Here is a 23,426-nt window from a genome sequence, read left to right as displayed (position 1 = left end):
TAAGATAAACAATATGCCTGTTTATGAAATCACTATTGATCAATTATCTCGAATACAACCATTGGGCAAATGAAAAAATGTGCAAATATCTTGCAGGAATTGATGATCTGGATATAGCTGCCAATAAGCAGAATGAATACATGACGATCAAAAAGATAATCATGCATATTGCTGATGGCGAACAAACCTGGCTTGCCCGTCTAAACGGAGAAAACATCCCTCACATGCACAACCTTGACATAGGCGGAAACCTGGGCAGTATATGTGGATTGGTCAGGCGTAATTCAAGTGATTTTATAGATTTTGCAAGTGCACAGGAAGAAAAATTTTTCATGGAAAGCACAGAATATATAAACCTGAAAGGAAAGAAATTCAGCCAGAATAATGCGGAGATCATTCTGCATTGTATGAACCATTCAACATTTCATCGGGGGCAGGTGATCTCCATGTTAAGGCATGTGGGATACACCGACCAGTCGGCAAGTGATTTTATTATGTTTTTAAGGGAAAAAGGTCTTCAGATGACCGAATGATGGATTTTATCTATTGATTTCCAGTTCCATTCAACGAATTTCTCCTCGCATCAACTCTATTCTTTAAAGGAATAAATATTTCGCTCATCGAAATGGCGCGAATTAATCATTACCCCTTTCTTATGCAATAAATTTACTGATAATCAATATCATACAAACATAAGACGACTATAACCTCTAACGGTTAAAAGCCAATCTTTTTCCATAGATCCCATCCTTTAGCTGACCATTTTCATATACCAGATTACCTGAAACAATGGTACTGATCACGGTTGAACCAAATACTTCACCTTCAAAGGGGCTCCAGCCACATTTTGATAAAACATTTTCCCTGCTAACCACATAAGGTTTATTCAGATCAACCAGAACCAGATCTGCCCAGTAACCTTCCCGAACAAATCCACGTTTATCCACCTGAAAACAGATTGCCGGACTATGAGCCATCTTTTCAGCTATTTTCTCCAGGCTGATCTTTCCTCTTTTATAAAATTCAAGCATCGCAATTAATGCATGCTGAACAAGCGGGCCACCGGAAGGTGCTTTACTGTAGGTTTGTGATTTTTCCTCAATGGTATGCGGCGCATGGTCTGTTGCTATTATATCGATCCGGTCGTCTAAAACCGCCTGAAAAATAGCCTCCCGGTCGGCAGCAGTTTTAACCGCAGGATTCCACTTGATCCAGTTTCCTTTTTCAGCATAATCGGCATCAGAAAACCATAAATGATGTATACAAGCTTCAGCAGTGATCCTTTTTTTATTCAGAGGTAAAGTATTATCGAATAATGAGGTCTCGATGGCAGTGGAAATATGCAGAATATGCAATCGAGTATCATACTTTTTTGCAAGTCCGACTGCAAAAGAAGAAGAAATAAAACAAGCTTCAGCATTGCGAATCAGAGGATGCATTTCCGGGCTTAAATTATCACCATATTGTTCTTTAAAACGTTCTGCATTTGCACGTATAGTTGCTTCATCCTCGCAATGTGTGGCAACAAGTATCGGCGCCTGACTGAAGATCCCCTCGAGAGTCTTTTCATTATCTACCAGCATATTGCCTGTAGAAGAACCCATAAAAACCTTGATTCCACAAACATTATGCGGGTCGGTTTTCAACACTTCCTCCAGATTATCATTGCCGGCGCCCATAAAAAAGGAGTAATTGGCAGCGGAAGTGCGTGCAGCGATCGCATATTTATCAGCCAATAATTCCTGAGTCAGGGTATTGGGGACCGTATTTGGCATTTCCATGAAGGAGGTGATGCCTCCCGCAATTGCTGCCCTGCTTTCTGTAAATATATCGGCCTTATGTGTTAATCCCGGTTCTCTGAAATGGACCTGATCATCGATACAACCCGGAAAAAGGTGAAGCCCCTCAGCATTGATCTCCTTATCAGCAGGATGACTAAGGTTCGGACCGATCTGTTCGATGATACCGTTTTTTACAAACACATCTGAAACAACTATTTTGCCTTCATTAACAATAGTTGCTGATTTGATAAGAATAGAGGACATGCAGAGAAAAATTAAGGATGAACTAAATACACCGCAATTTCGGATTTTTTTTCTTTTTATTGGTCTTTTGCAATTCCAAACGATCTGAAATGATCTATTATTAACCGCTAACTTATTCATATATAAAATTAATATACATTCCAGCATAGATCAGGGAGCTGAATATTCCAGGCAAAACATAAAACCTGCGAGGTATAAGGCACCACATAAAATCAAACACGTATCTTTGCGGCTATGTCAATATCTTTCGAAGATTTTAAGCTGAACAAACAGATCCTGAATGCTGTTGCGGATGCGGGTTATACTTTACCTACTCCAATTCAGGAAAAGGCAATCATGCCAATTTTATCCGGACAGGATATTATGGGAATCGCACAAACAGGAACAGGCAAAACCGCTGCTTTTGTGCTGCCTATTCTCATGAAGCTAAAATTTGCTCAGGGAAATGATGCCAGGGCATTGATCATCGCTCCTACCCGTGAATTAGCCATGCAGATCGAGGAAAATGTTAAAACATTTGCCAAATACACCGACCTGCGTACGGTGGTACTTTTTGGAGGACTTGGACCAAAGACACAAATCGCTGAGTTAAAAAAGGGGGTAGATATCATTATTTCCACGCCTGGCCGCTTTCTGGACCTTTACCTGGAAGGAAATATAAATACACAATTCCTCAAATTCCTGGTTATGGATGAGGCTGACAAGATGATGGACATGGGCTTTATCGGGTCCATTCACAGAATTCTTGAAGTAGTTCCAAGAAAACGTCAGAATCTTTTGTTTTCGGCTACTATGAGTGAGCTGGTGCATAAGATCTCGGGAGATTTCCTGAAACATCCTACTGTAATTGAGGTGGCTGCACAGGCAACTCCGGCAGATACGGTTAGTCAGGTTTTGTATAAAGTTCCTAATCTAAAGACCAAATTAAATCTGCTTCAGCATCTTTTAAAAGACACTGAAGATTTTACCCGGCTCATCATTTTCTGTAAAACCAAAACTGTTGCAGATAATATTTTCCATTTTCTGGAACGCAGATATGGCGCTGAACAGGTTCGTGTAATTCATGCCAACAAAGGGCAAAACACCCGGATCAATTCGATCAATGCTTTTAAAGACGGTCAAATACGTATTCTGGTTGCTACTGATGTGGCATCCCGCGGACTGGATGTCACCAATGTAAGTCATGTGATCAATTTTGACGTGCCGATCATCATTGAGGATTACGTTCACCGAATTGGCCGTACCGGACGTGCTTTGCAAACCGGTGATGCCATTACATTCTGCAGCCCTTCTGAGGAATACTATGTTGAAAAAATTGAAAAACTGATCAGACAGAATATTCCTTTGCGCGAAATGCCGGAGGATGTATTTATTGATGATACACCCTACGAAGAACGTCAGAATATTGCCAGAGAGATCGATCTTCAGAAAAGAAGAGATGATCCGGAATTTAAAGGTGCATTCCATGAGAAAAAGGCCAAGAATTCCAAGGGAGTTAAAACAACAAAGGTTGAACCAAAAGCCAAGGTCAGAAATAATAAACCCGGTGCAGCCCGAAGGAAAAAAAGCGTAAAATTTGATGCTGTTCATAAAAAAGACCGGAAAAAATGAAATTGCGTTTAACTCCGCTTAACATTCTTACTTCCCTCTTAATTGTCAGTGCTGCATTCCTGCCCCAATTTCCTGATGTAAAAGGGTTCCGTGAGTTAGGAAGAATTCCATTATTCATTCTGATTATTCTTTGTTTTATTACTGATCAGGTATTCCGTCGATTCATACCAGAGCTAAAACGCATTTGGTTAATTGAACTTCTATTTCTCATCTTTGTGGCTGTTTTGATGATTCTGATTAAATTGTATATTTTCAATTGATAGTTGACACCCGATAGCTATCGGGTTGAGAATGAAGAACCAGGATATTGAGATTTATAAATAATGAATCAATGGCAACTGATAAAGATAACAAATTAAACGCAGAGAAATACAATCCCATAAATAGCAGCTCATGTCATTTAGCTGCAACTTAATACTTATAACCTACAACTTATTACTTATAACCTACAACTCGATAATGAAAAAAGCCGAAATAAAACTCACTATAGAACTTGATGATCAAAACATCCCTGAAAATATATTATGGGAATCTACCGACTCTCAAACTAAAGAAGCTCTGCCTGTAAAGTCAATGATGCTTGCACTTTGGGATCATAATTACAAAAATTCTTTGCGTATTGACCTCTGGACCAAGGATATGCCAGTTGACGAGATGAAAAGATTCTTTTATGAAACCCTGCAGACAATGGGCGACAGCTTCCTTCGCGCAACAGGAGAAGAAGCCATCGTTGAGGATCTCCGCGACTATTGCGCTCATTTTGCAGAGAAAATGGAATTAACCGAAGGAAACAATCCCCAGTCTGCTCTGAAGGGCTAATTCTGATTGACATGACATTTAAAAATTATGCAGGAATAATTGGTGCATTGCTGGTAATTGCCGGTGGTCTATCGCCAATGCTTCATCTGCCAATTATAGGGAACTGGAATTACTGGGATCTTGATACCGTCCTAGCTTCGATAATCTATGCATTGGCTACTCTGGCATTAATTGCCTCAGCAAGCAATAAAAGAGGTCTTTTACGCTTCTGTGGATGGGCTTTGCTCCTGGTTTTGGCCTTCACCTTCGTTGCTGTTTATTTCAAGGTGAATAATTACTTCAGTTTTATTCCCCTGAAAAAACTGGCAGCTGCAGCAAGCAGAATAATTCATTACCGCTGGCTAGGATGGGCGCTTATTTCTTCAGGAGCCATTATCATGATCATATTTTCGGGAAAGAATAAAAAATTAAAAGTCGATTGATTTTATTTAAATTAGGTATAGTTTAATTAACTGAATTCTAAACTTAAACCTAAAAAAAATGAATCAAATTCTTTCTAACGGTCTTTTAAGAGTTCTTTTCGCGATACCCTTTGCGGTATTCGGAATCATGCATCTGATGAATGCTGCGGCAATGCAGGGAATGGTCCCGGCATATGTTCCAGGCGGAGTTATCTGGGTCTACGTCACAGGTGTTTTGTTAATCGTTGGAGCTATTGGCTTCATTCTTAATAAATCTGCTCAAATGGCAGGTTATGTACTTGGAGGTTTAATGCTTATCTTCATTCTTACCACCCATTTACCCGCTGTATTAGGCGGAGATCAAAATGCAATGGGTAGTTTACTTAAAGATTTTGCATTGATGGCAGGCGCTCTGTTTATCGGAAATTCCTCCTCCAAATAACAGCATGGCAAAGCCCATAAACTAATTTCTTCTAAAAACAGAAAGGAATTAATGGATATAGAAATCACAGCTAAAAAGAGATCATTCAGAAACTGGAAATACTTCCTCAATTTATTCCCGGTTTTACTGGTTATATATGGAAATATGACTGGTGGATGGTTCACTTTATTGAATTTTATTTTTTCTTTTGCTGTATTGGGAATCGCCGAAATCATTCTTCCAGAAGACCGAACGAATGATGATGTGGTAGAAGATGAACTCCCTGAAATTCTGATGTTCCTTTCTGTTTTAGCACAATTGCTATCAATACTAAGCCTGATATATGGTATTTATTCTGGCACGATCAGGGAGTACTGGATCATTGCCGCAGCAATTTCTACGGGTACCTCTTCAGGTACTTTAGCCATTGTAGTGGCACATGAACTTATCCACAGAAAAGATAAACTCTGGAATTTCGCAGGAAGATTCCTGCTTTTCAGTGTATTCAATCCCTATTTTTATATCCATCACCTGAGAATACATCATAAATACGTGGGAACTGACTCAGATCCGGTAACTGCAAGGTTTGGGGAAAGCTATTATCACTATTTAGTTCGTTCAATTACAGGTCAAATAAAACAATCATTTCAACTAGAAAAACAACGTTGCCTTGCTAAAGGAAAATCAGCTTTTGGCCTGAATAATTATATGCTGAGCTGTTTGATGGGATATTTCGCAGTATTGATCTTTGCAGGAATGCTCGCCGGATGGGAGGTTTCTTTTGCACTGTTAGCCCAGGCAATTTTTGCTAATTTATTACTTGAGTACACAAATTATATTGAACATTACGGATTGAGCAGGAATGATAATGAACGGGTGAATGAGCGGCATTCATGGCAAAGTGACAAGCTTATCAGCCGCTTTTTCCTGATCGATCTGAGTCGTCATTCAGACCATCATTTCCATGCAGCTAAACCATTTAACAAATTAGTTTCCTATCCTGATAGTCCGGTACTTCCCGGAGGATATGCAAGCATGCTCTTGCCTGCCCTGATCCCACCCCTGTGGTTCAGACTGGTAAATTTGCGGATCAAGGGTCAGAAATGACTATTGCGGATCAAGGGTCCGCAATGACTTATTCCGCCAACAATGCGGGCTTGATCCGATGTCAATGCGGGCTTGATCCGATGTCAATGCGGGCTTGATCCGCATCGCAATCACTTCCCAAACGTTAGCTCTTTCTGAAATAGTCGGGTGTATTTCCGTTTATCGAATTTATAGAGTTTGGCAGCCCGGTATGAAACGCCCTTTTGCTTTTCGTCAAGCTCTTTCAAAATTCCATAGTTCAGCATTTTCTTACGGAAGTTTCTCTTATCCAGCTTTTTATTTAAGATAACTTCATACAATTGCTGTAACTGAGTGAGGGTAAATTTCTCAGGAAGCAACTCAAATGCAATGGGTTGATAACTGATCTTATTTCTGATCTTCTCAAATCCACGTGAAAAGATCTTTTCATGATCAAATGCAAGTTTTGGCAGATCGTTAACAGATATCCAAACTGCTTTTGAAGCATAATTACTGATGGGTTTTAACTCCTTACTGCCGTTCAACCTGATCATAGCATAATAGGCTACCGTGATAACCCTTCCCTGAGGATGCCTGTTTACATCGCCAAACGTGTAAAATTGATCCATATAAATATCTCTAAGTCCGGTCAATTCATATAAGATCCGCTCAGCAGCATGATCAATACTTTCTTCCTGCTCTACAATATAACCAGGCAAAGCCCACCAATCCTTAAATGGCTCTTCATTCCGCTCGATAAGAAGGATCTTTAACTCTCCTTCATCGAAGCCAAAAATTACACAATCAATAGAAAATACAGAATCAAACTTGGGCAGGAGCGTTTCCAAAATTTTAAGATTAAAAACTAAATATATAAGGTTTAGTCATAACTGTGTGAAAAAAGATTTAAAAATTACTTAGTGTAGAAAATACACACTATATTCGTATTAAATTATTGATAAATAAAATTGTCAGAAATAAAGAAAATAGGAGTTTTTACTTCAGGGGGAGACGCTCCGGGGATGAATGCCTGTATACGGGCAGTAGTAAGAACGGCAGTTTTCTATGGAGTTGAAGTAGTTGGAATTCGAAGAGGTTACCAGGGAATGCTGGAAAGTGATTTCTGGGATATGGACGCACGATCAGTGGGCAATATTATCCATCTCGGCGGAACAATCCTCAAAACGGCCAGATGTACTGAATTCATGACCGATGAAGGCACTGAAAAGGCTTACAATAATTTAAAAGAATATGGTATTGATGCACTTGTTGCAATAGGTGGAGATGGTACTGCCAGAGGGGCAGAACGACTTTCAAACCGTTTCAAAATTCCAACCATATGTATTCCCGGAACTATAGATAATGATCTTTATGGTTCAGATTTTACTCTGGGATACGACACTGCAACTAATACAGTAATTGAAGCGATTGATAAGATTCGGGATACTGCAGCATCACATAATCGATTATTTTTCATAGAAGTTATGGGTCGTGATTCAGGCTGTATTGCATTGAGATCAGGAATTGCCGGTGGTGCTGAAGCTGTCCTTCTGCCAGAAAGAGCAACAGGAGTTGATGAGCTGATCAGCAAATTATCCGTAGACGCCAAAAATAAAAAAACATCAAGCATCGTGATCGTTGCGGAAGGAGATAAAAGCGGCGGAGCCTACCAACTTGCAGAACATGTAAAAGAAAAATTTAATTTTTACGACATCAAAGTCACTATATTAGGGCATTTACAACGAGGCGGCAGTCCTAGCAGCTTTGACAGGGTTCTGGCAAGCAGATTAGGTTTCGCAGCAGTAAAAGAATTACTCAATGGTAAAACCCGTCAGATGATAGGACTCCGGGGTAATTCAATTGTATTAACACCTCTTGAAGAGGCTTTAAATGCATCTCATTTTAAACTGGAAGATGATTTAATGGAAATGGTGAGTGTTTTATCTATTTAATATATGATTGCGGTAGTTTATAGCGGATCAAGGCATGCTGACTGGAAACTGGCAGAAAAAGGAAAGATCATTTCTGAGTTTAAAACTCCGGGAATCAATCCATTTTTTAATGATGAGAATCATATTACCCAGTTCCTCAATAAAAATGCTGAACTTATAAATAATGCCGAGAAGATCAACCGCGTATATTTTTTCGGAGCGGGAGCATCATCCAAAGAACGTCAGGATATTGTTACCAATGCATTGGGAAACTTCTTCAGGTTCAGTAAAATAGTTGTCGACCATGATCTTAAAGCAGCTGCACTGGCTGCATGCGGCGATGAAAAAGGCATAATAGGTATTTTAGGAAGCGGTTCAAATGCAGCCTATTTCGACAGTAAAAAAATCGTTGAAAATAACTATGGTCTGGGTTACATCCTTGGAGATGAAGGCTCAGCCAACTGGCTCGGAAGACGCCTTTTAAAATCATATTTAAATGATCTGATGCCAGCTGAGTTTGCCGAAAAATTCAAGAAAAAATATGACCTCGACAGAACACAAATCCTGGACAAAGTATACAGACAGCCACAACCGGCATTGTTTTTGAGTTCTTTTTCTGACTTCCTGATGGAAAATCAAAATGAACCATTCGTTAAAAAATTGGTTACAGATGGTTTTGACAGATATTTTAAAACTTATATCATTCCATTAAAAAAGCAATATCCCAATAGTCAGATTCACATGCTGGGGACGGTCGCTGCAGGTTTTAAGGAATACCTGATCGAAGTGGCAAAAAGCAACAATTTAGAAGTAAGCTCAGTTATTAAAGAGCCCATATATAACCTATTAAAATATTACTCTAACAAAAATTAATAAAAATGAAAATTGGAATAAATGGTTTTGGCCGTATAGGACGTTTAGCTTTCAGAGCTGCAATTGAAAGAGAAGGAGTTGAAGTAGTGGGTATCAACGACCTTGTTGAACCAGACTACATGGCATACATGTTAAAATATGATTCAACTCATGGAAAGTTTAAAGGAACTGTCGAAGTTGAAAACGGACATTTAGTTGTCAATGGAAAAACTATCCGTGTAACTGCGGAAAAGGATCCGGCAAACCTTAAATGGAATGAAGTTGGTGCCGAAGTGATCATTGAGTCAACCGGATTATTTTTAACTCAGGCTGATGCTCAAAAGCATATTCAGGCAGGAGCCAAAAAAGTAGTTCTTTCTGCACCTGCAAAAGATGATACCCCAACATTTGTGATGGGTGTAAATCATAAGGATCTGACTGCAAACCAAACAATAGTTTCGAATGCATCATGTACAACCAATTGCCTGGCACCGATCGCTAAAGTGTTAAATGACAAATTTGGTATCGCAGAAGGTCTAATGACCACTGTTCATGCTGCAACAGCAACTCAAAAAACAGTTGACGGACCATCGGCAAAGGACTGGAGAGGTGGTAGAGGAGCTTATCAGAACATCATCCCATCATCTACAGGAGCGGCAAAAGCTGTAACTCTTGTAATTCCTCAGTTAAAAGGAAAACTTACCGGAATGGCCTTCCGTGTGCCAACTGCAGATGTTTCTGTCGTTGACCTTACCGTACGTCTGGAAAAAGCTGCAACATACGAGGAAATTAAAAAAGCAATGAAGGATGCATCAGAAGGTGAACTAAAAGGAATTTTAGGATATACTGAAGATGAAGTTGTATCTACCGATTTCCTTGGTGATGCACGTACTTCTATTTTCGATGCAAAAGCTGGTATTGCTTTGAATGATCATTTCGTGAAAGTTGTTGCCTGGTATGATAACGAATGGGGTTATTCAAACAAACTGATCGACCTTGTTCAGCATATCGGAACAGTAAAATAAAACAATATTTAAAAATTTTTATACTAACCTGAACCCTGTTTCAATTTTGGAACAGGGTTTTTTTCTGAATTTTAATTTCTATTTTCGGGAATATAACAGGATAAAATTCAAAAATGGAAAAAATAATCTGGGGAATCATAGGCTGCGGCAATGTAACTGAAGTAAAAAGCGGACCAGCATTCAACAAGGTTCCAAACTCTTTTCTGGCAGCTGTAATGCGTCGCGACAAGGTTAAAGCTGAAGACTATGCCAACAGGCACCAGGTAAAAAAATGGTATTCAGATGCTGAGTCGCTGATACAGGATCCAGAGATCAATGCGATCTATATTGCAACTCCTCCCGATTCCCATGAAGCATATACTCTGGCAGCTTTCAAGGCAGGTAAGCCAGTTTATGTGGAGAAACCGATGGCATTAAACTCAATCGAAGCCCAAAGGATGCAGGAAGCAGCTGTAAAGTATTCATGTAAACTAAGTGTGGCCCATTACCGCAGAGCACAACCAAGATTCCTGGAGATTAAACGTATCATTGATGAGCAGATACTGGGCAAAATAAGTTCAGTAGATATGAAAATGGCACTTGCCCCTACTCCGGGTTTAGCAGAAACATGGAGGGTAAATCCAGCCATTTCTGGCGGAGGGCTTTTCCATGACCTTGCTCCCCATCAGCTTGACCTGATGCTTTATTTTTTTAGCGAGCCTGTTTCCATCTATGGTAATTCATTAAATAAAAGCAAAAGTTACCATGCTGACGATTATGTCAGTGCAGAAATTATTTTCAGGAATAACATTTTGTATAAAGGAGTATGGGACTTTGATGTCAGTAAAGATAAGGAAGAAGATATCTGTGAGATCAAAGGAGAAAATGGTGTTTTACGATTTGGTGTTTTCAGCGACCTCTGTGAACTTAGCCTGAACGGAGAAACTAAATCCCTGACATTTGAGCATTTACCACATGTTCAGCAGCCTATGATCGAGCAAGTGGTTAATTATTTTCTTGATAAAGGCCCAAATCCTTGTTCGGGGACTGATGCTCTTATTGTAATGAAGATGATGGATAAAATTGTGGGGAAACTCCAATAATCAGAACTTCATATTTCCTCATAGCTCAGATCCAGCCCTTTTGCATCCCACAGGAGTAAACCAATTACCGGGGAAATTAAAAAGGGTGGATTTAATAATTTTACTTTATCCACTCTCCATGGAGAGATTTTTATGATCAATTAATCTAAATTACTTTCTTCAAAACCAAGCCTCCCAAAGGCGGAAGATTCATCAAACCTGACTGAGGTTTTCCATGCCATGAGATCTCTTCTGAAAAAACAATTTGATCATTGAATAAACCGGAACCATAAAAATGCTGATCATCCGAATTAAGAATAACCTTCCACTTCCCTTCAGCCGGCAGTCCGATACGCCAAACTTTTCTGGGCACAGGTGTTAAATTAAGAACTACCAGAATATCATTTTCAGTGTCGTTGCCTTTACGCGAATACACCAGAACAGAGTTTTCTGCATCACCACCTTCGATCCATTCAAAACCATCAGCATCAAAACTCTTTTCATACAATGCTGGTTCTGACCTATATAAGGAGTTCAGATCGGTTACCATTTGCTTAACACCCTGATGAGGAGCGTATTCCAATAAATGCCAGTCGAGAGATTGATTGAAATTCCATTCGGCAGACTGAGCGATCTCATTGCCCATAAAAAGGCACTTTGTTCCGGGATGAGTAAACATATAAAGATAAAGCACCCGAAGGTTGGCAAATTTCTGCCATTCATCGCCAGGCATTCTATCAAGAAGCGAACCCTTTCCATGTACTACTTCATCATGAGAAAATGGGAGCATGAAATTTTCAGTAAAAGCATAAAGCGTACTGAATGTAATACCCTGATGATTAAACTTACGATGCACAGGGTCTTTCCCAAAATACTCAAGAGTATCATGCATCCAGCCCATCATCCATTTCATCCCGAAACCAAGTCCGCCCAAATAAACAGGCTTGCTTACACCTGGAAAAGCAGTCGACTCTTCTGCAATGGTCTGAACATCAGGAAAATGAGCATATACAGCTTCATTAAATTCCCTGATAAAACTGATAGCTTCCAGATTTTCACGACCTCCATGTTCATTCGGTACCCACTCTCCTTCCTTGCGTGAATAATCCAGATAAAGCATCGAAGCTACAGCATCAACACGCAATCCATCAGCATGAAACCGTTCAAGCCAGAAAATTGCATTACTTATCAGAAAGGATTTTACTTCATTCCTGCCATAATTAAAAATATATGACTTCCAGTCGGGATGGAATCCTTTGCGCATATCAGCATGCTCAAAAAGATGTGTTCCGTCAAATCGGTACAGGCCATGTTCATCACCAGGAAAATGAGACGGAACCCAATCAAGAATAACTCCAATACCATTCTTATGTAATTCCTCGATCAAAAACATCAGATCCTGTGGTGTACCATATCGGGAAGACGCTGCAAAGTATCCTGTGATCTGATATCCCCATGAGGGATAATATGGATGTTCCATTAATGGAAGGAACTCAACATGGGTAAATCCGGTTTCTTTCAGGTAAGGAATCAGGCTATCAGCCATTTGCCTATAGCTTAAAAACTCATCGGGAGATTCAACGCTACGGACCCATGATCCGAAATGCATTTCATAAACAGACATGGGCTTATTCAGGGCATTTATTTCATGCCTTTTCTTCATCCATGGCCCATCAGTCCATTCATACCAGGTATCCCAAACAATGGAAGCAGTAGAAGGTGGCTCTTCCCACCTGAGTGCAAAAGGATCTGCCTTTTCAAGAGTCTCACCTGAATTGGAAATAATGTAGTATTTATAAACCTCTCCATTACTGATTCCGGGTATGAAAATTTCCCAAATACCTGATTCATCCCATCTCACCTGCATTGGATGAGAGGCCCGGTTCCAACCGTTAAAATTACCTTCAACAGAAACCTTCTTTGCATTTGGAGCCCAAACTGCAAAATAAGTACCGGAAGTTCCTTCATGACTTACTACATGAGAACCCAGTTTCTCATATAATTTATAGTGCTTCCCCGATTTAAAAAGACTGATATCAAAATCAGTAAAACGGGAATACCATGCAGCCGGAACTGATGTTTCGACCGAAGGCAGGGGTGTAATAGCACTATTTTTTTTTGCCATCCTTGAAATTTTAAATCATTTTAATGAATATACCCTTTATTCAATAAAGATCAGGCCAGTATCTCAATTCGCTTGAAATTCTTATTGGATTTAATTCTGACCCTCTTCAGTTCATCAAAAGTAAGTTCACCCTTATATTCAGCTCCATCGATCAAAACTTTTACCGGTGTAAAAGGTAAACCAATTATCTTAAGATCATAGGTTTCATAACGTGGTGTAAATAAACCCTCTACAGATTGAATTATGGTCATAGATTTTGAGTCGCCATTCACAACATATTTTTTCTCCAGATAGATATTCTGTTCAAAGGCAAATGTATCGTCATGGTCTTCAAAATAGAATGAATTCGCTTCGTAATCTGAATAATAGATCTGAAAGATCAATTCTTCGATTTCAAATTCACCTACATATTGCATCACAGGAGATTCTGGAATAACAGAACCGGCCTTCACAAAAATAGGCATAGAATCTAATGGAGCAGCCACCTGATATTCTCTTCCGCCCTGCATATGCTCATGGGACCAATAGTTATACCAGCTTCCTGCAGGCAAATAAACATTTTTACTTCTCGCTCCCGGATCACTTACCGGGGCAATCAGGATCTTATCTCCGAATGTGAAAATTTCCTGGATAGAATGAGTAAGAATATTTTCCTGTTCATGCATGACCAGGGGTCTGAGAATTGGAAAATCATGGCGATGATGCTCCCAGAAAGCAGAATAAATGTAAGGCAACAATCGGTATCTCAGTTCTATGAACTTGCGGTTTATATCTTCATATTCCTTTCCAAAGCTCCATGGTTCACGTTCTGAAGTATCACCTGCTGAATGTGCACGCATGAATGGAGAAAATACTCCCATCTGAATCCAGCGGGTAAATAATTCAGCATCAGGTTCACCACTAAAACCACCAATATCTGATCCGCAGAAGGAAACACCCGACATTGACAATCGCTGACATTGTATAATCGCTATCTTAAGATGTTCCCATGACGCTACATTATCTCCGGTCCATACCGAAGAATATCGCTGAACTCCGGAATACCCTGCTCTGGTGATAGTAAAAGGCCTTTTATTTTTCTGGAGTTTTTTTAGTCCTTCATAAGTTGCCCGGACCATCTGCATCCCATAAACATTATGAGCTTTACGATGAGAGCCATGGAAGCCATCATAATTATGACGAACATCCACTGGGAATGTCCCGGAACCAAAAACAGCCGGTTCATTCATATCATTCCATACTCCGGCAACACCGGCATCAACCAATTCTTTAAATAATCCACCCCACCACTCTCTAACCTTAGGATTTGTAAAATCAGGAAACTGACACCTTCCTGGCCACACGTGCCCTTCCATAAAATAATCATCACAACGCCGGCAGAAATAATTATTCTGCTTCCCTTCACTGTAAACCCGATAGTTTTCATCAACCCGGATTCCAGGATCAATAATAACAACGGTTTTAAATCCATCAGCTGACAATTCTTTCATCATTCTGGCAGGATCCGGAAAATATTTTTTATTCCAGGTAAAACAGCGGTATCCATCCATGTAGTCGATATCAAGATAGATTGCATCACAAGGAATTTTACGTTCCCTGAAATTACGCGCTATATCCTTTACTTTTTTTTCAGGATAGTAGCTCCAGCGGCACTGATGAAATCCTAAAGCCCATTTTGCAGGCATCTGGTGAGTTCCGGTTAGGCTATGGTAACGCTTTACCACGTCCATCATATGGGGCCCGTGTATGTAATAATACTGCATCTCACCTCCATCTGCCCAGAAACTAACATCATCATGATCCTGATGAGCGAAGTCGAAATGGCTTTTAAAGGTATTATCAAAGAAAATTCCATAGCTAATCCCATTATTGATTCCCATATAGAAAGGAATGGTGCGGTAAAGCGGATCCTGACCCTTACCATAAGAATAAGCATCTGTATTCCAGTTAAGGTATCTGTTACCCCTAAGATTCAGATCGCTTGATTTATCACCGAGGCCAAAGAAACTCTCATCATCCTGACATTTCTTGGTTGCATAAACATAATAACCACCGAAGTCTATGTTTTCTTCCCAGTGCATCGGAATCTTATCCTCATTGATTAATCCTCCGTTGATATCCTCAAAAGAGATCAAAAAAGTATTTTTATTAATAACACAGGCAACAGAGTTAGTCTCTACCCGATAACTATCCTCAAGCTCTTTGCAGGAAAATACCGAAATGGTATGCCCCGTATTACCAATTGCGTAGGAAAACTCCTCCAGAAATACTCCTCCGGGAGCAAGCCTGACCCTAATAATTTCATTACTGACAACTTTAACCTCAACTTCTGCAGTCCCGTCTGAAAAGAAAAATCGATTTGAATCCTGTCTATAACTCTTTACTGACAAAAGATACTTTTTGACAATAGGTTCCAGACCCAAAATCGGATTGTTTATATGTTGCAGATCTTCTTCTTGTTCATTCATACCTTGCTGCGCAGATAATGGATCCTCACTTACTTCCATAATATTCAATCTATTGTTATTTTAATATTGTCCCGATTTAGTATCATGAGAATTGAAATCGAATAATCAGGGACAAAAATATGATGCAGTTCCAATCACTGGTACCTGCAAAAATCAGTTAAGACACATAGATAGAAATAAAAATCGAAATATGCCATATGTAATTAACAACAAATCCCGCTCCGAAATACGGAGCGGGATTTGCACAATTTCAGAACAAAAAGATCAGTCCTTCATCTTTCGATGATGATTTTTGAAATTATTGGTTAAATGTAAACCCTACGTAGTACATACCACCCATCTCAGGATTTCCATAAGACGTTACATAATACTTATTTAAAAGGTCTGAAGCACCAATCTTGATCATTCCATTAACAGAAGGAATTTTCAGGTTAACCTGTGCATCAACAGTACCGAATGAAGGCACATCGCCTGAAGCAAAAGATGAAGTCCAGTAGAATGAATCCTGCCAGCGGTAAGAAACATTCATACCAACATTCTTAACAATATTACGATTGCTGATACCTAAATTATAACGAACCTTTGGAGTATTGAAATCATTCACATAAGTAACAGGAATATCGCCTATGTTATTGTAAGAAATATTTCCGCTCAGATTATATTTTCCAATCAAATAGTCAATTCCAAGAGCTGTTCCATAAGAGGTAACTTTACCTTCAGCATTAACAGGAACACCAAACTTTGTAAATGAAGTTCCATTTTGCTGGAATACTTCTACAGCAGTAATGAAATCACTGTATGTATTGTAGTATCCGTACGCATCAACTAAAACATTGCTGCCTAACAGACCTTTGTAACCCAATTCATAAGCTTTTACGCTTTCAGGCTTTACACCACCTGGAGTAAATGTATACGTTTTAAGTAAAGCCGGATTTGCCGCACCTGCAGATGCAGAAGCTAGGAAACTTCGGTAACTAACATCTGTATATGGCTTATTTCCATATAAATTATACTTCACTAAACTTTCAGGCAAGCCTCCAATTAATCGTGTTGAACCCCCACCAACAGAAAGGTCGATATACTGATTCTGTGTTGTAGGGTTACGATAACCTGTCTGATAAGATAATCTGATGTTATTGTTTGGTGCTACAGTGTAAACTCCTGTAATTCTTGGAGTAAAACGACCTTCAAAATTCTCATTTTTATCATAACGTCCTGAGAAGCTCAACTTAAATGCATCAGCCAGTTTTTTACCCATTTGAACAAAAGCACCATATTCATCAATATTGATCTCACGGTTAAGGTCATCGAATATAGTTCCTGCAGAATTTAAATCATATCTTCTGTATGAAGCTCCAACCTGAAGTTCAAAAGCTTCTTTCAAAGCACCAGTGAAATTATACATACCCTCGTAATGATAAAGGTTTGTTTTATCATTAAATCTGGCACCTAAACCCGAACTAATATTGGTATTCTTAATGGTATTTTTTGCGGCTTCAAACTGAGGACTTCCTGGCTGAAATCTTCCAACATCAGCTGCGGTACGAGCCAAAGCATGAGCCTGAGCATCCGGAGCACCTGCTGAACGGGCACCAACATAATTTCCAACATATTGAGGGAACCATGTTGTACTGGCTTTAGAAGCCTCATTGATATAACTACCAAGTATAGACGAAATATAAGAATCACCGGAATGCTCCTGTGTGGTATAACCACGTACCATGAAGTCTTGTCCTTTCAATTCAAGTTTATATTGTCCTATACTGAAATTACGTAATGAATAACGATCTGAACCTGTGTAAACAGAGGTACCAGTACCCCAGTTTGCCTGAAGAACAGCCTGAACAGTATTGCTTAGTTTATAGTGCAATGAAGTTGAGGTTTTTATCGACTTGGTATTATAGTCAACCAGGTTTTGTTCATTATAACCTGTACGTGATACCGACTGATCAGGTATTAATCCTGCTCTTAAACCAAAGTTAAATGGAATAAGATTTTGAATCGTAGGCCTTAAAGCTGCCGGGAAATTACCTAAGAAAGCTCCAATTTGTGCAGGAGTTGATGTAACAGGCAAACCAGCAGTAATCATTCCAATTATATTCGGAATGGCTCCTCCTGTAGCTGCTGCTACCCCGGCATTTGTTGCTGATTGAACTGAGTTAGCAACATTACGCATATTTGAATTTACTTCATCACCATATACGTTTATACCATCATAGTTTGGGTCAGAACTTCTGTTACCTGATTTAACGGTACGTGAGGTACGATCGAAATTAGTATTATTTGCTGCCTGCCAGTCGTCTGCTTCTAAAAATGAGAAACTGGTTTTGAATGCAAATTTATTCCATGCCTTTGCAACTCTTACTCCGGCCTCTTTGAAAGGCGCTGAGCCTTGCAATGGATCATTTACATGATTGATTCCACTTTTTAATGAAAAGCTAACTCCTTGTGAAGTATAAGGATCTTTTGAAGTCATCAACATGGTACCATTTATACCACCTGCTCCGTATAAAGCAGATGAAGCACCCGGTAAAAGTTCCACATTGTCAAGGTCAAGCTCTGAAATACCAATAATATTTCCAACAGCAAAGTTCAAGCCTGGTGCCTGATTATCCATACCATCTATGTATTGATTAAATCTGGTATTACCGTTTGCATTGAATCCTCTTGTGTTGATAGATTTGAAGGTTAAACTTTGAGCGCTCATTTCTACACCTTTCAAATTATTAAGTGCATCATAAAAAGATGCTGAAGCAGTTTCACGGATCGCAGCAAGTCCGAATCGTTCAATTGACACCGGTGATTCCAGTATTCGCTCCGGGGTACGTGAAGCAGCAACTACAACCTCCTGACCGAGGATAGACTGAGATTCCATTTTGATCTCCAAATTGGATACCGAACCGGCAATTTCCTGCTCAATGGTCTTATAGCCAATATAGGTGATCACAACTGTAAATGGTGTTTTTTCTGAAGTACTAAGGTTGAACCTTCCTTCCGAATTCGTTGAAGTTCCAATTGTTTTGCCCTTCACTGTGATGGCAACGCCTGGTAATGTTTCATTCGTTAATTTATCAGATACTATTCCGGATATGCTCGTAGTCTGAGCAAAACCCATTTTCATAGTGCCAATAAGTAAGAATAGAATGCAGGCTAAACGAGTAAATGTTTTATTCATAATTCCCGGATTTATTTTGGTTGTTTTTTTAATTAATCAATAAAACTAATGCAATATTTTAATTCTAACAAGATGATTTTATTTTTTTTATGCATGCATAGTAAAATTATTGAATTAAATACCTCTAAACGAGGAAATTTACTCCTGACTTAAATGTAATTAAGCAAACAATATTTTGAAAAACCTATTATTTTTTAGGATATTTAAACCTTATTGATTTTTTATGAAAATAGTTAAAGCAGTCTTGTCAGGATTTTTTGCACTTGTATTGGTCATAGTTTTGAATACCAAATTTGGTGACATACCCCCTCTGGCTAAATTTCTTGATCCTTTTCAGGGATTCTGGAAAAATGCTGAAGGAAAAAAACAAAATCCTGAAAAGGAATTAAATATTGAAGGTTTAAACGGGCCTGTTGAAATCCGGTTTGATGACCAGATGATCCCGCATATTTTCGCAGACAATAATCATGACCTATATTTTGCTCAGGGTTATATTACCGCCAAAGACAGATTATGGCAAATGGATTTTCAAACCCGCTTTGCTTCCGGACGACTTTCTGAGGTTGTTGGACCGAAAGCACTTGAGCTTGATCGTTATCAGCGCAGAATGGGAATGACCTTCGGTGCTGAGAATATGGTAAAAGCCATGATGGATGATCCGGAGATCAAAGTAACAATGGATGCATATACTGCTGGAGTTAATGCCTATATCCATTCGCTTAAACCTGGCGATTATCCATTTGAGTTTAAACTTTTGAACTATGCACCGGAAGACTGGCAGCCATTAAATTCAGCACTTCTTTTAAAATTGATGTCGGCTACACTTGCAGGTGGATCCAATGAGTTCTATATGAATAACATTCTGAACAAATATGGGCCCGAGATAACAAAAAATCTATTTCCGGATTATCCTTTCAGAGAAGACCCGATCATTCCGGTTGGTACCAAATGGGACTTTGATCCCATAAAAGTGCCTGAAGCACCTGAATTAAGTCCATCAAACAAAACTGCATACACTATCAAAACAAGAGAAATTGAAGAAGGTATAGGAAGTAATAACTGGGCAGTTGGCGGCCAGAAATCTGCCAGTGGTTTTCCAATTCTTGCAAATGACCCTCACCTCGACCTCACCCTTCCTTCTATCTGGTACCAGATTCAGTTAGCTTCTTCAGATATGAATTCCTGCGGAGTTTCTATTCCTGGTGCTCCGGGTATTATCATTGGCTTTAATCAGGATGTAGCCTGGGGAGTTACCAATGTTGGTGCAGACGTTTTAGATTGGTATAATATTAAATTTAAAGATGAATCAAAAAAAGAGTACTGGTACAATAATAAATGGAATTCTGTAAAGCTCAGAATAGAAACGATCAAGGTTACCGGAGGCACAACACTAACCGATACAGTTATGTACACTCACCATGGCCCTGTGGTTTATACAAGCCAGCAGCGTCCGGATAATTTTTCAAAGATCAATAATATTCCTACCGGACATGCTCTTAGATGGGTGGCGCATGACGGATCAAACGATACCCGAACATTTTACATGCTTAACCGGGCAAAAAATTATGCCGACTACCGGAAGGCTTTGACCTATTACTCAGCCCCTGCACAAAATTTCATATTCGCCAGCGCTGAAAATGATATTGCCATTACACCCAATGGTTATTTACCCCTTAAATGGCGTGGACAAGGCAAGTTCTTATTGGACGGCACAGATCCGGCAAATGACTGGCAGGGAAGAATTCCTGCAGATCAGAATCCAACTGTGAAGAACCCGTCCAGAAATTTTGTAAGCTCCGCAAACCAGTTTCCCAATGATCCCAGCTACCCTTATTATATCAATTGGGAGTATTCAGGTTATGAACGATCTCACAGAATAAATAAGCGACTTTCTGTAATGACCCAGGCTAATATTGACAGTTTACAGAATTTGCAGAATGATAATTACAGTATCCTTGCCGAGAATATTATGCCAACATTGACAAGTCTGGTGGATCCTGATAATTTAAACGCAAGTGAACGCGAAGGATTCAATATTGTCAGCAAATGGAATAAGTTCTTTGATGCTGGAGAAATTGGAGCCAGTATATTTGAACTATGGCATAAAAACCTTGCGATCCAGATCTGGCAGGATGATTTTGGTGATCCAAAAACGCCGATGAGATTCCCATCACGGGATAGAAATGTGGAAATGCTCCTCAATGAACCAGATGCAGTATGGTATGATAATATCAAAACAGCTAAAAAAGAAACCCGTTCTGATGTAGTCAATGCAGCATTTAAATTTGCGATCGATAGTTTACAACGTAAATACGGTCCGATCGATAAAGACTGGGCATGGGGCAATTTAAAGCATACAAATGTTCCGCATCTTGCAAAAATAGCTGGCTTTGGATCTAAATTCTTAAATAATGGTGGTTCCAAAACTTCAGTTAATGCTGTTAGCGAAAGCAATGGCCCTTCATGGAGAATGATCGTTGCCCTCGGCAAGAATGTAAAAGCCTATGGTGTTTTCCCGGGTGGGGAGTCCGGCAATCCTGGAAGTCATTATTATGATGATATGGTTGACACCTGGTCAGAAGGTAAGTTAAACGAACTTGTTTTCTTAAAGGCAAAAGATGAAAAATCTGAACGCATTATTTCAACCTGGAAATTCTCTAAAAAATAAAATTAACAGGGAATATCCATCAAAGAAATTCTCTTTACAATTAACGCTAAATATTAATAATCATGCTTTTCCTTCTCATCGCTGTAATTTCCCTGATCTTACAATTATTCTTACCCTGGTGGATCATTGCACCGGTTGCATTCGGCCTGGCAGCATGGAAAGCCAGTTCTGGAAAAAATGCATTCGGTTCAGCTTTCTTTGCTATTTTTCTGGTATGGATCGTTGCAGGCTTAATTCATACCATTCCAAATGAAAATATTTTAGCTAACCGGGTAGGCACCATGTTAAACCTTCCTGAAAACTCAATCAATTGGACAATCGTTTTACTGCTAACCGGAATAATTGGGGGACTTGCTTCTGGATTTTCTGCTTTGGCAGGATTCTTTGCTAAAGAAGCAATTGGGGCGAAAGCGGAAATTAAGAAATTGTAAAGTTGTTTTATCAGGCTAAAAGGAAAAGCTGAAAGCAGAGATCGTAGAGTAGAATTCAATTTTGCGTTGTTCTATTCTAAATTCCCAATACGCTACAGTCAACTCCCTAAAAAAGGATTCGTATCTTTGAACGTGGATTATATAGACACCGATCGTCTTTTTTCTATTTCTGATTTTCAGGAATTCGAGGCACTATCACTTGAGGTTTTTAAATATCAGGTACAACATTGTGAAGTTTATGGCCGCTTTGTCGGGAATCTTGGAATTGACCAGGAACTGATAAAAGACCAGAAGAGTATCCCCTACCTACCCATTGAATTTTTCAAGAGTCAGAAAATCAGTTGCGGACCTTCAGATGCCGAAGAGATCTTCAGCAGTTCCGGAACAAGCGGCATGACTCAAAGCCTGCATCTGGTAAAGGATATCTCAGTTTACATTAAAAGTTATAGAAAAGCATTCCAATTATTTTACGGAGATGTTAGTAAATATGCCATTCTGGCCCTACTCCCATCCTACCAGGAACGGGAGGGATCATCTCTTATCTACATGGTTGACGACCTGATCGGGCTGAGCAATCAGGTGAAGAGCGGATATTTTTTATATGATCATCATTCATTAAAGGTTACACTTGCAGAGTTGAAGGAAAGCAAAACACCTACTCTTCTTATTGGTGTAACCTATGCATTGCTTGATTTCGCAGAAAGTAATTCCATTGAATTCCCTGAATTGATTGTCATGGAGACCGGTGGTATGAAAGGCAGGAGAAAGGAAATACTAAGAACAGAACTGCATGAGATCCTCTGTGCCGGATTCGGAGTACCAGCAATACATTCTGAATATGGAATGACTGAACTATTATCACAGGCCTATTCCAAGGGTGGAGGAATTTTCCATTGTCCTCCATGGATGAAGATCAGTACAAGGGACACAAATGACCCGCTTTGTTTATTAGGCTATGAGCAAACTGGCGGAATCAATATCATTGACCTTGCCAATATCAATTCCTGCTCCTTTTTAGCTACTCAGGATCTTGGCCGAACATTTTATGATGGCAGCTTCGAAATTTTGGGAAGATTTGACAATAGCGATATCAGGGGATGCAATTTACTTGTGCAGAGCTAAAAGACACTTTTATGTTGAACATCCGTAGAGGTTCTGCTGAACTCTCGGATAAGAGAGTATTTTAAGTCAAATTTCCGTCGGAATGATGGCATAATTTACGCCTCATTCCCTGCTGATTTCACCCATAAATTTTGAGCTATTTTTGAACGGTCACCAGACGAACACTAAACGAACACTAAACGAACCTAAGATGATCCTTTTTTCGT

General features: G+C 39.4%; 18 protein-coding genes. 13 read left to right on the top strand and 5 right to left on the bottom strand.

Going from position 1 to position 23,426, the window contains the following annotated elements; genetic code table 11:
• Window positions 1-23: 23 nt before the first annotated feature.
• Window positions 24-533 (top strand): DinB family protein, encoded by a 510-nt coding sequence (locus BLR27_RS02090; RefSeq protein WP_090698850.1) that lies wholly within the window; start codon window positions 24-26, stop codon window positions 531-533.
• 177 nt (window positions 534-710) lie between these two features.
• On the opposite strand, the gene BLR27_RS02085 is transcribed toward BLR27_RS02090, so the two are convergent.
• Window positions 711-2,045 (bottom strand): dihydroorotase, encoded by a 1,335-nt coding sequence (locus BLR27_RS02085; protein WP_090698846.1) that lies wholly within the window; start codon window positions 2,043-2,045, stop codon window positions 711-713.
• Between the two features lie 234 nt (window positions 2,046-2,279).
• Between BLR27_RS02085 and BLR27_RS02080 the strand changes: the two genes are divergently transcribed.
• The 5 genes from BLR27_RS02080 (at window position 2,280) to BLR27_RS02055 (ending at window position 6,404) form a co-directional block, all read left to right on the top strand.
• Window positions 2,280-3,656: a DEAD/DEAH box helicase gene (locus BLR27_RS02080; protein WP_090698841.1), complete on the top strand. Its 1,377-nt coding sequence runs from the start codon at window positions 2,280-2,282 to the stop codon at window positions 3,654-3,656.
• A gap of 459 nt (window positions 3,657-4,115) precedes the next feature.
• On the top strand, window positions 4,116-4,475 hold the full coding sequence (gene gldC / locus BLR27_RS02070) for a gliding motility protein GldC (RefSeq protein ID WP_090698832.1): 360 nt from the start codon (window positions 4,116-4,118) through the stop codon (window positions 4,473-4,475).
• An 11-nt stretch (window positions 4,476-4,486) separates the two neighbouring features.
• Window positions 4,487-4,897: a hypothetical protein gene (locus tag BLR27_RS02065; RefSeq protein ID WP_090698826.1), complete on the top strand. Its 411-nt coding sequence runs from the start codon at window positions 4,487-4,489 to the stop codon at window positions 4,895-4,897.
• 58 nt (window positions 4,898-4,955) lie between these two features.
• The gene (locus tag BLR27_RS02060; RefSeq protein ID WP_090698821.1) at window positions 4,956-5,318 is read left to right on the top strand and encodes a DoxX family protein; all 363 of its coding nucleotides are present in this window, start codon (window positions 4,956-4,958) and stop codon (window positions 5,316-5,318) included.
• A gap of 51 nt (window positions 5,319-5,369) precedes the next feature.
• Window positions 5,370-6,404: an alkane 1-monooxygenase gene (locus BLR27_RS02055; protein ID WP_090698816.1), complete on the top strand. Its 1,035-nt coding sequence runs from the start codon at window positions 5,370-5,372 to the stop codon at window positions 6,402-6,404.
• 110 nt (window positions 6,405-6,514) lie between these two features.
• Here BLR27_RS02055 and BLR27_RS02050 read toward each other — a convergent pair whose 3' ends face one another.
• Window positions 6,515-7,210 (bottom strand): NUDIX hydrolase, encoded by a 696-nt coding sequence (locus BLR27_RS02050; protein ID WP_090698811.1) that lies wholly within the window; start codon window positions 7,208-7,210, stop codon window positions 6,515-6,517.
• Window positions 7,211-7,330: 120 nt separating this feature from the next.
• Here BLR27_RS02050 and pfkA point away from each other — a divergent pair, with 120 nt between their 5' ends.
• The 4 genes from pfkA (at window position 7,331) to BLR27_RS02030 (ending at window position 11,252) form a co-directional block, all read left to right on the top strand.
• Entirely contained in the window at window positions 7,331-8,314 is a 984-nt protein-coding gene (gene pfkA, locus BLR27_RS02045) for a 6-phosphofructokinase (RefSeq protein ID WP_090698807.1), read from the top strand.
• A gap of 3 nt (window positions 8,315-8,317) precedes the next feature.
• Window positions 8,318-9,166 (top strand): hypothetical protein, encoded by an 849-nt coding sequence (locus BLR27_RS02040; RefSeq protein WP_090698802.1) that lies wholly within the window; start codon window positions 8,318-8,320, stop codon window positions 9,164-9,166.
• 5 nt (window positions 9,167-9,171) lie between these two features.
• The gene (gap, locus tag BLR27_RS02035) at window positions 9,172-10,170 is read left to right on the top strand and encodes a type I glyceraldehyde-3-phosphate dehydrogenase (protein WP_090698799.1); all 999 of its coding nucleotides are present in this window, start codon (window positions 9,172-9,174) and stop codon (window positions 10,168-10,170) included.
• A gap of 113 nt (window positions 10,171-10,283) precedes the next feature.
• Window positions 10,284-11,252 carry a Gfo/Idh/MocA family protein gene (locus BLR27_RS02030; RefSeq protein WP_090698795.1) on the top strand — a complete coding sequence of 323 codons (969 nt, stop codon included), beginning with the start codon at window positions 10,284-10,286 and terminating at the stop codon, window positions 11,250-11,252.
• Between the two features lie 145 nt (window positions 11,253-11,397).
• Here the strand turns inward: BLR27_RS02030 and glgB are convergent, their stop codons facing one another.
• The 3 genes from glgB to BLR27_RS02015 form a co-directional block, all read right to left on the bottom strand.
• Window positions 11,398-13,356 carry a 1,4-alpha-glucan branching protein GlgB gene (glgB, locus tag BLR27_RS02025; protein ID WP_090698791.1) on the bottom strand — a complete coding sequence of 653 codons (1,959 nt, stop codon included), beginning with the start codon at window positions 13,354-13,356 and terminating at the stop codon, window positions 11,398-11,400.
• A gap of 50 nt (window positions 13,357-13,406) precedes the next feature.
• Entirely contained in the window at window positions 13,407-15,863 is a 2,457-nt protein-coding gene (locus BLR27_RS02020; protein ID WP_090698787.1) for a glycoside hydrolase family 31 protein, read from the bottom strand.
• A gap of 259 nt (window positions 15,864-16,122) precedes the next feature.
• The gene (locus BLR27_RS02015; protein WP_090698783.1) at window positions 16,123-18,999 is read right to left on the bottom strand and encodes a TonB-dependent receptor; all 2,877 of its coding nucleotides are present in this window, start codon (window positions 18,997-18,999) and stop codon (window positions 16,123-16,125) included.
• Window positions 19,000-19,222: 223 nt separating this feature from the next.
• On the opposite strand from BLR27_RS02015, the gene BLR27_RS02010 reads away from it, so the two are divergent.
• The 3 genes from BLR27_RS02010 (at window position 19,223) to BLR27_RS02000 (ending at window position 23,220) form a co-directional block, all read left to right on the top strand.
• On the top strand, window positions 19,223-21,667 hold the full coding sequence (locus BLR27_RS02010) for a penicillin acylase family protein (RefSeq protein ID WP_090698778.1): 2,445 nt from the start codon (window positions 19,223-19,225) through the stop codon (window positions 21,665-21,667).
• A gap of 62 nt (window positions 21,668-21,729) precedes the next feature.
• Entirely contained in the window at window positions 21,730-22,098 is a 369-nt protein-coding gene (locus BLR27_RS02005; protein WP_090698775.1) for a hypothetical protein, read from the top strand.
• A 126-nt stretch (window positions 22,099-22,224) separates the two neighbouring features.
• Entirely contained in the window at window positions 22,225-23,220 is a 996-nt protein-coding gene (locus tag BLR27_RS02000) for a LuxE/PaaK family acyltransferase (RefSeq protein WP_090699338.1), read from the top strand.
• Window positions 23,221-23,426: the final 206 nt, after the last annotated feature.

It is taken from the genome of Daejeonella rubra (assembly GCF_900103545.1).
Lineage (GTDB): Bacteria > Bacteroidota > Bacteroidia > Sphingobacteriales > Sphingobacteriaceae > Daejeonella > Daejeonella rubra.
Note: the sequence above shows the minus strand (reverse complement) of the source record. Positions and strands in the feature narration are given on the sequence as shown.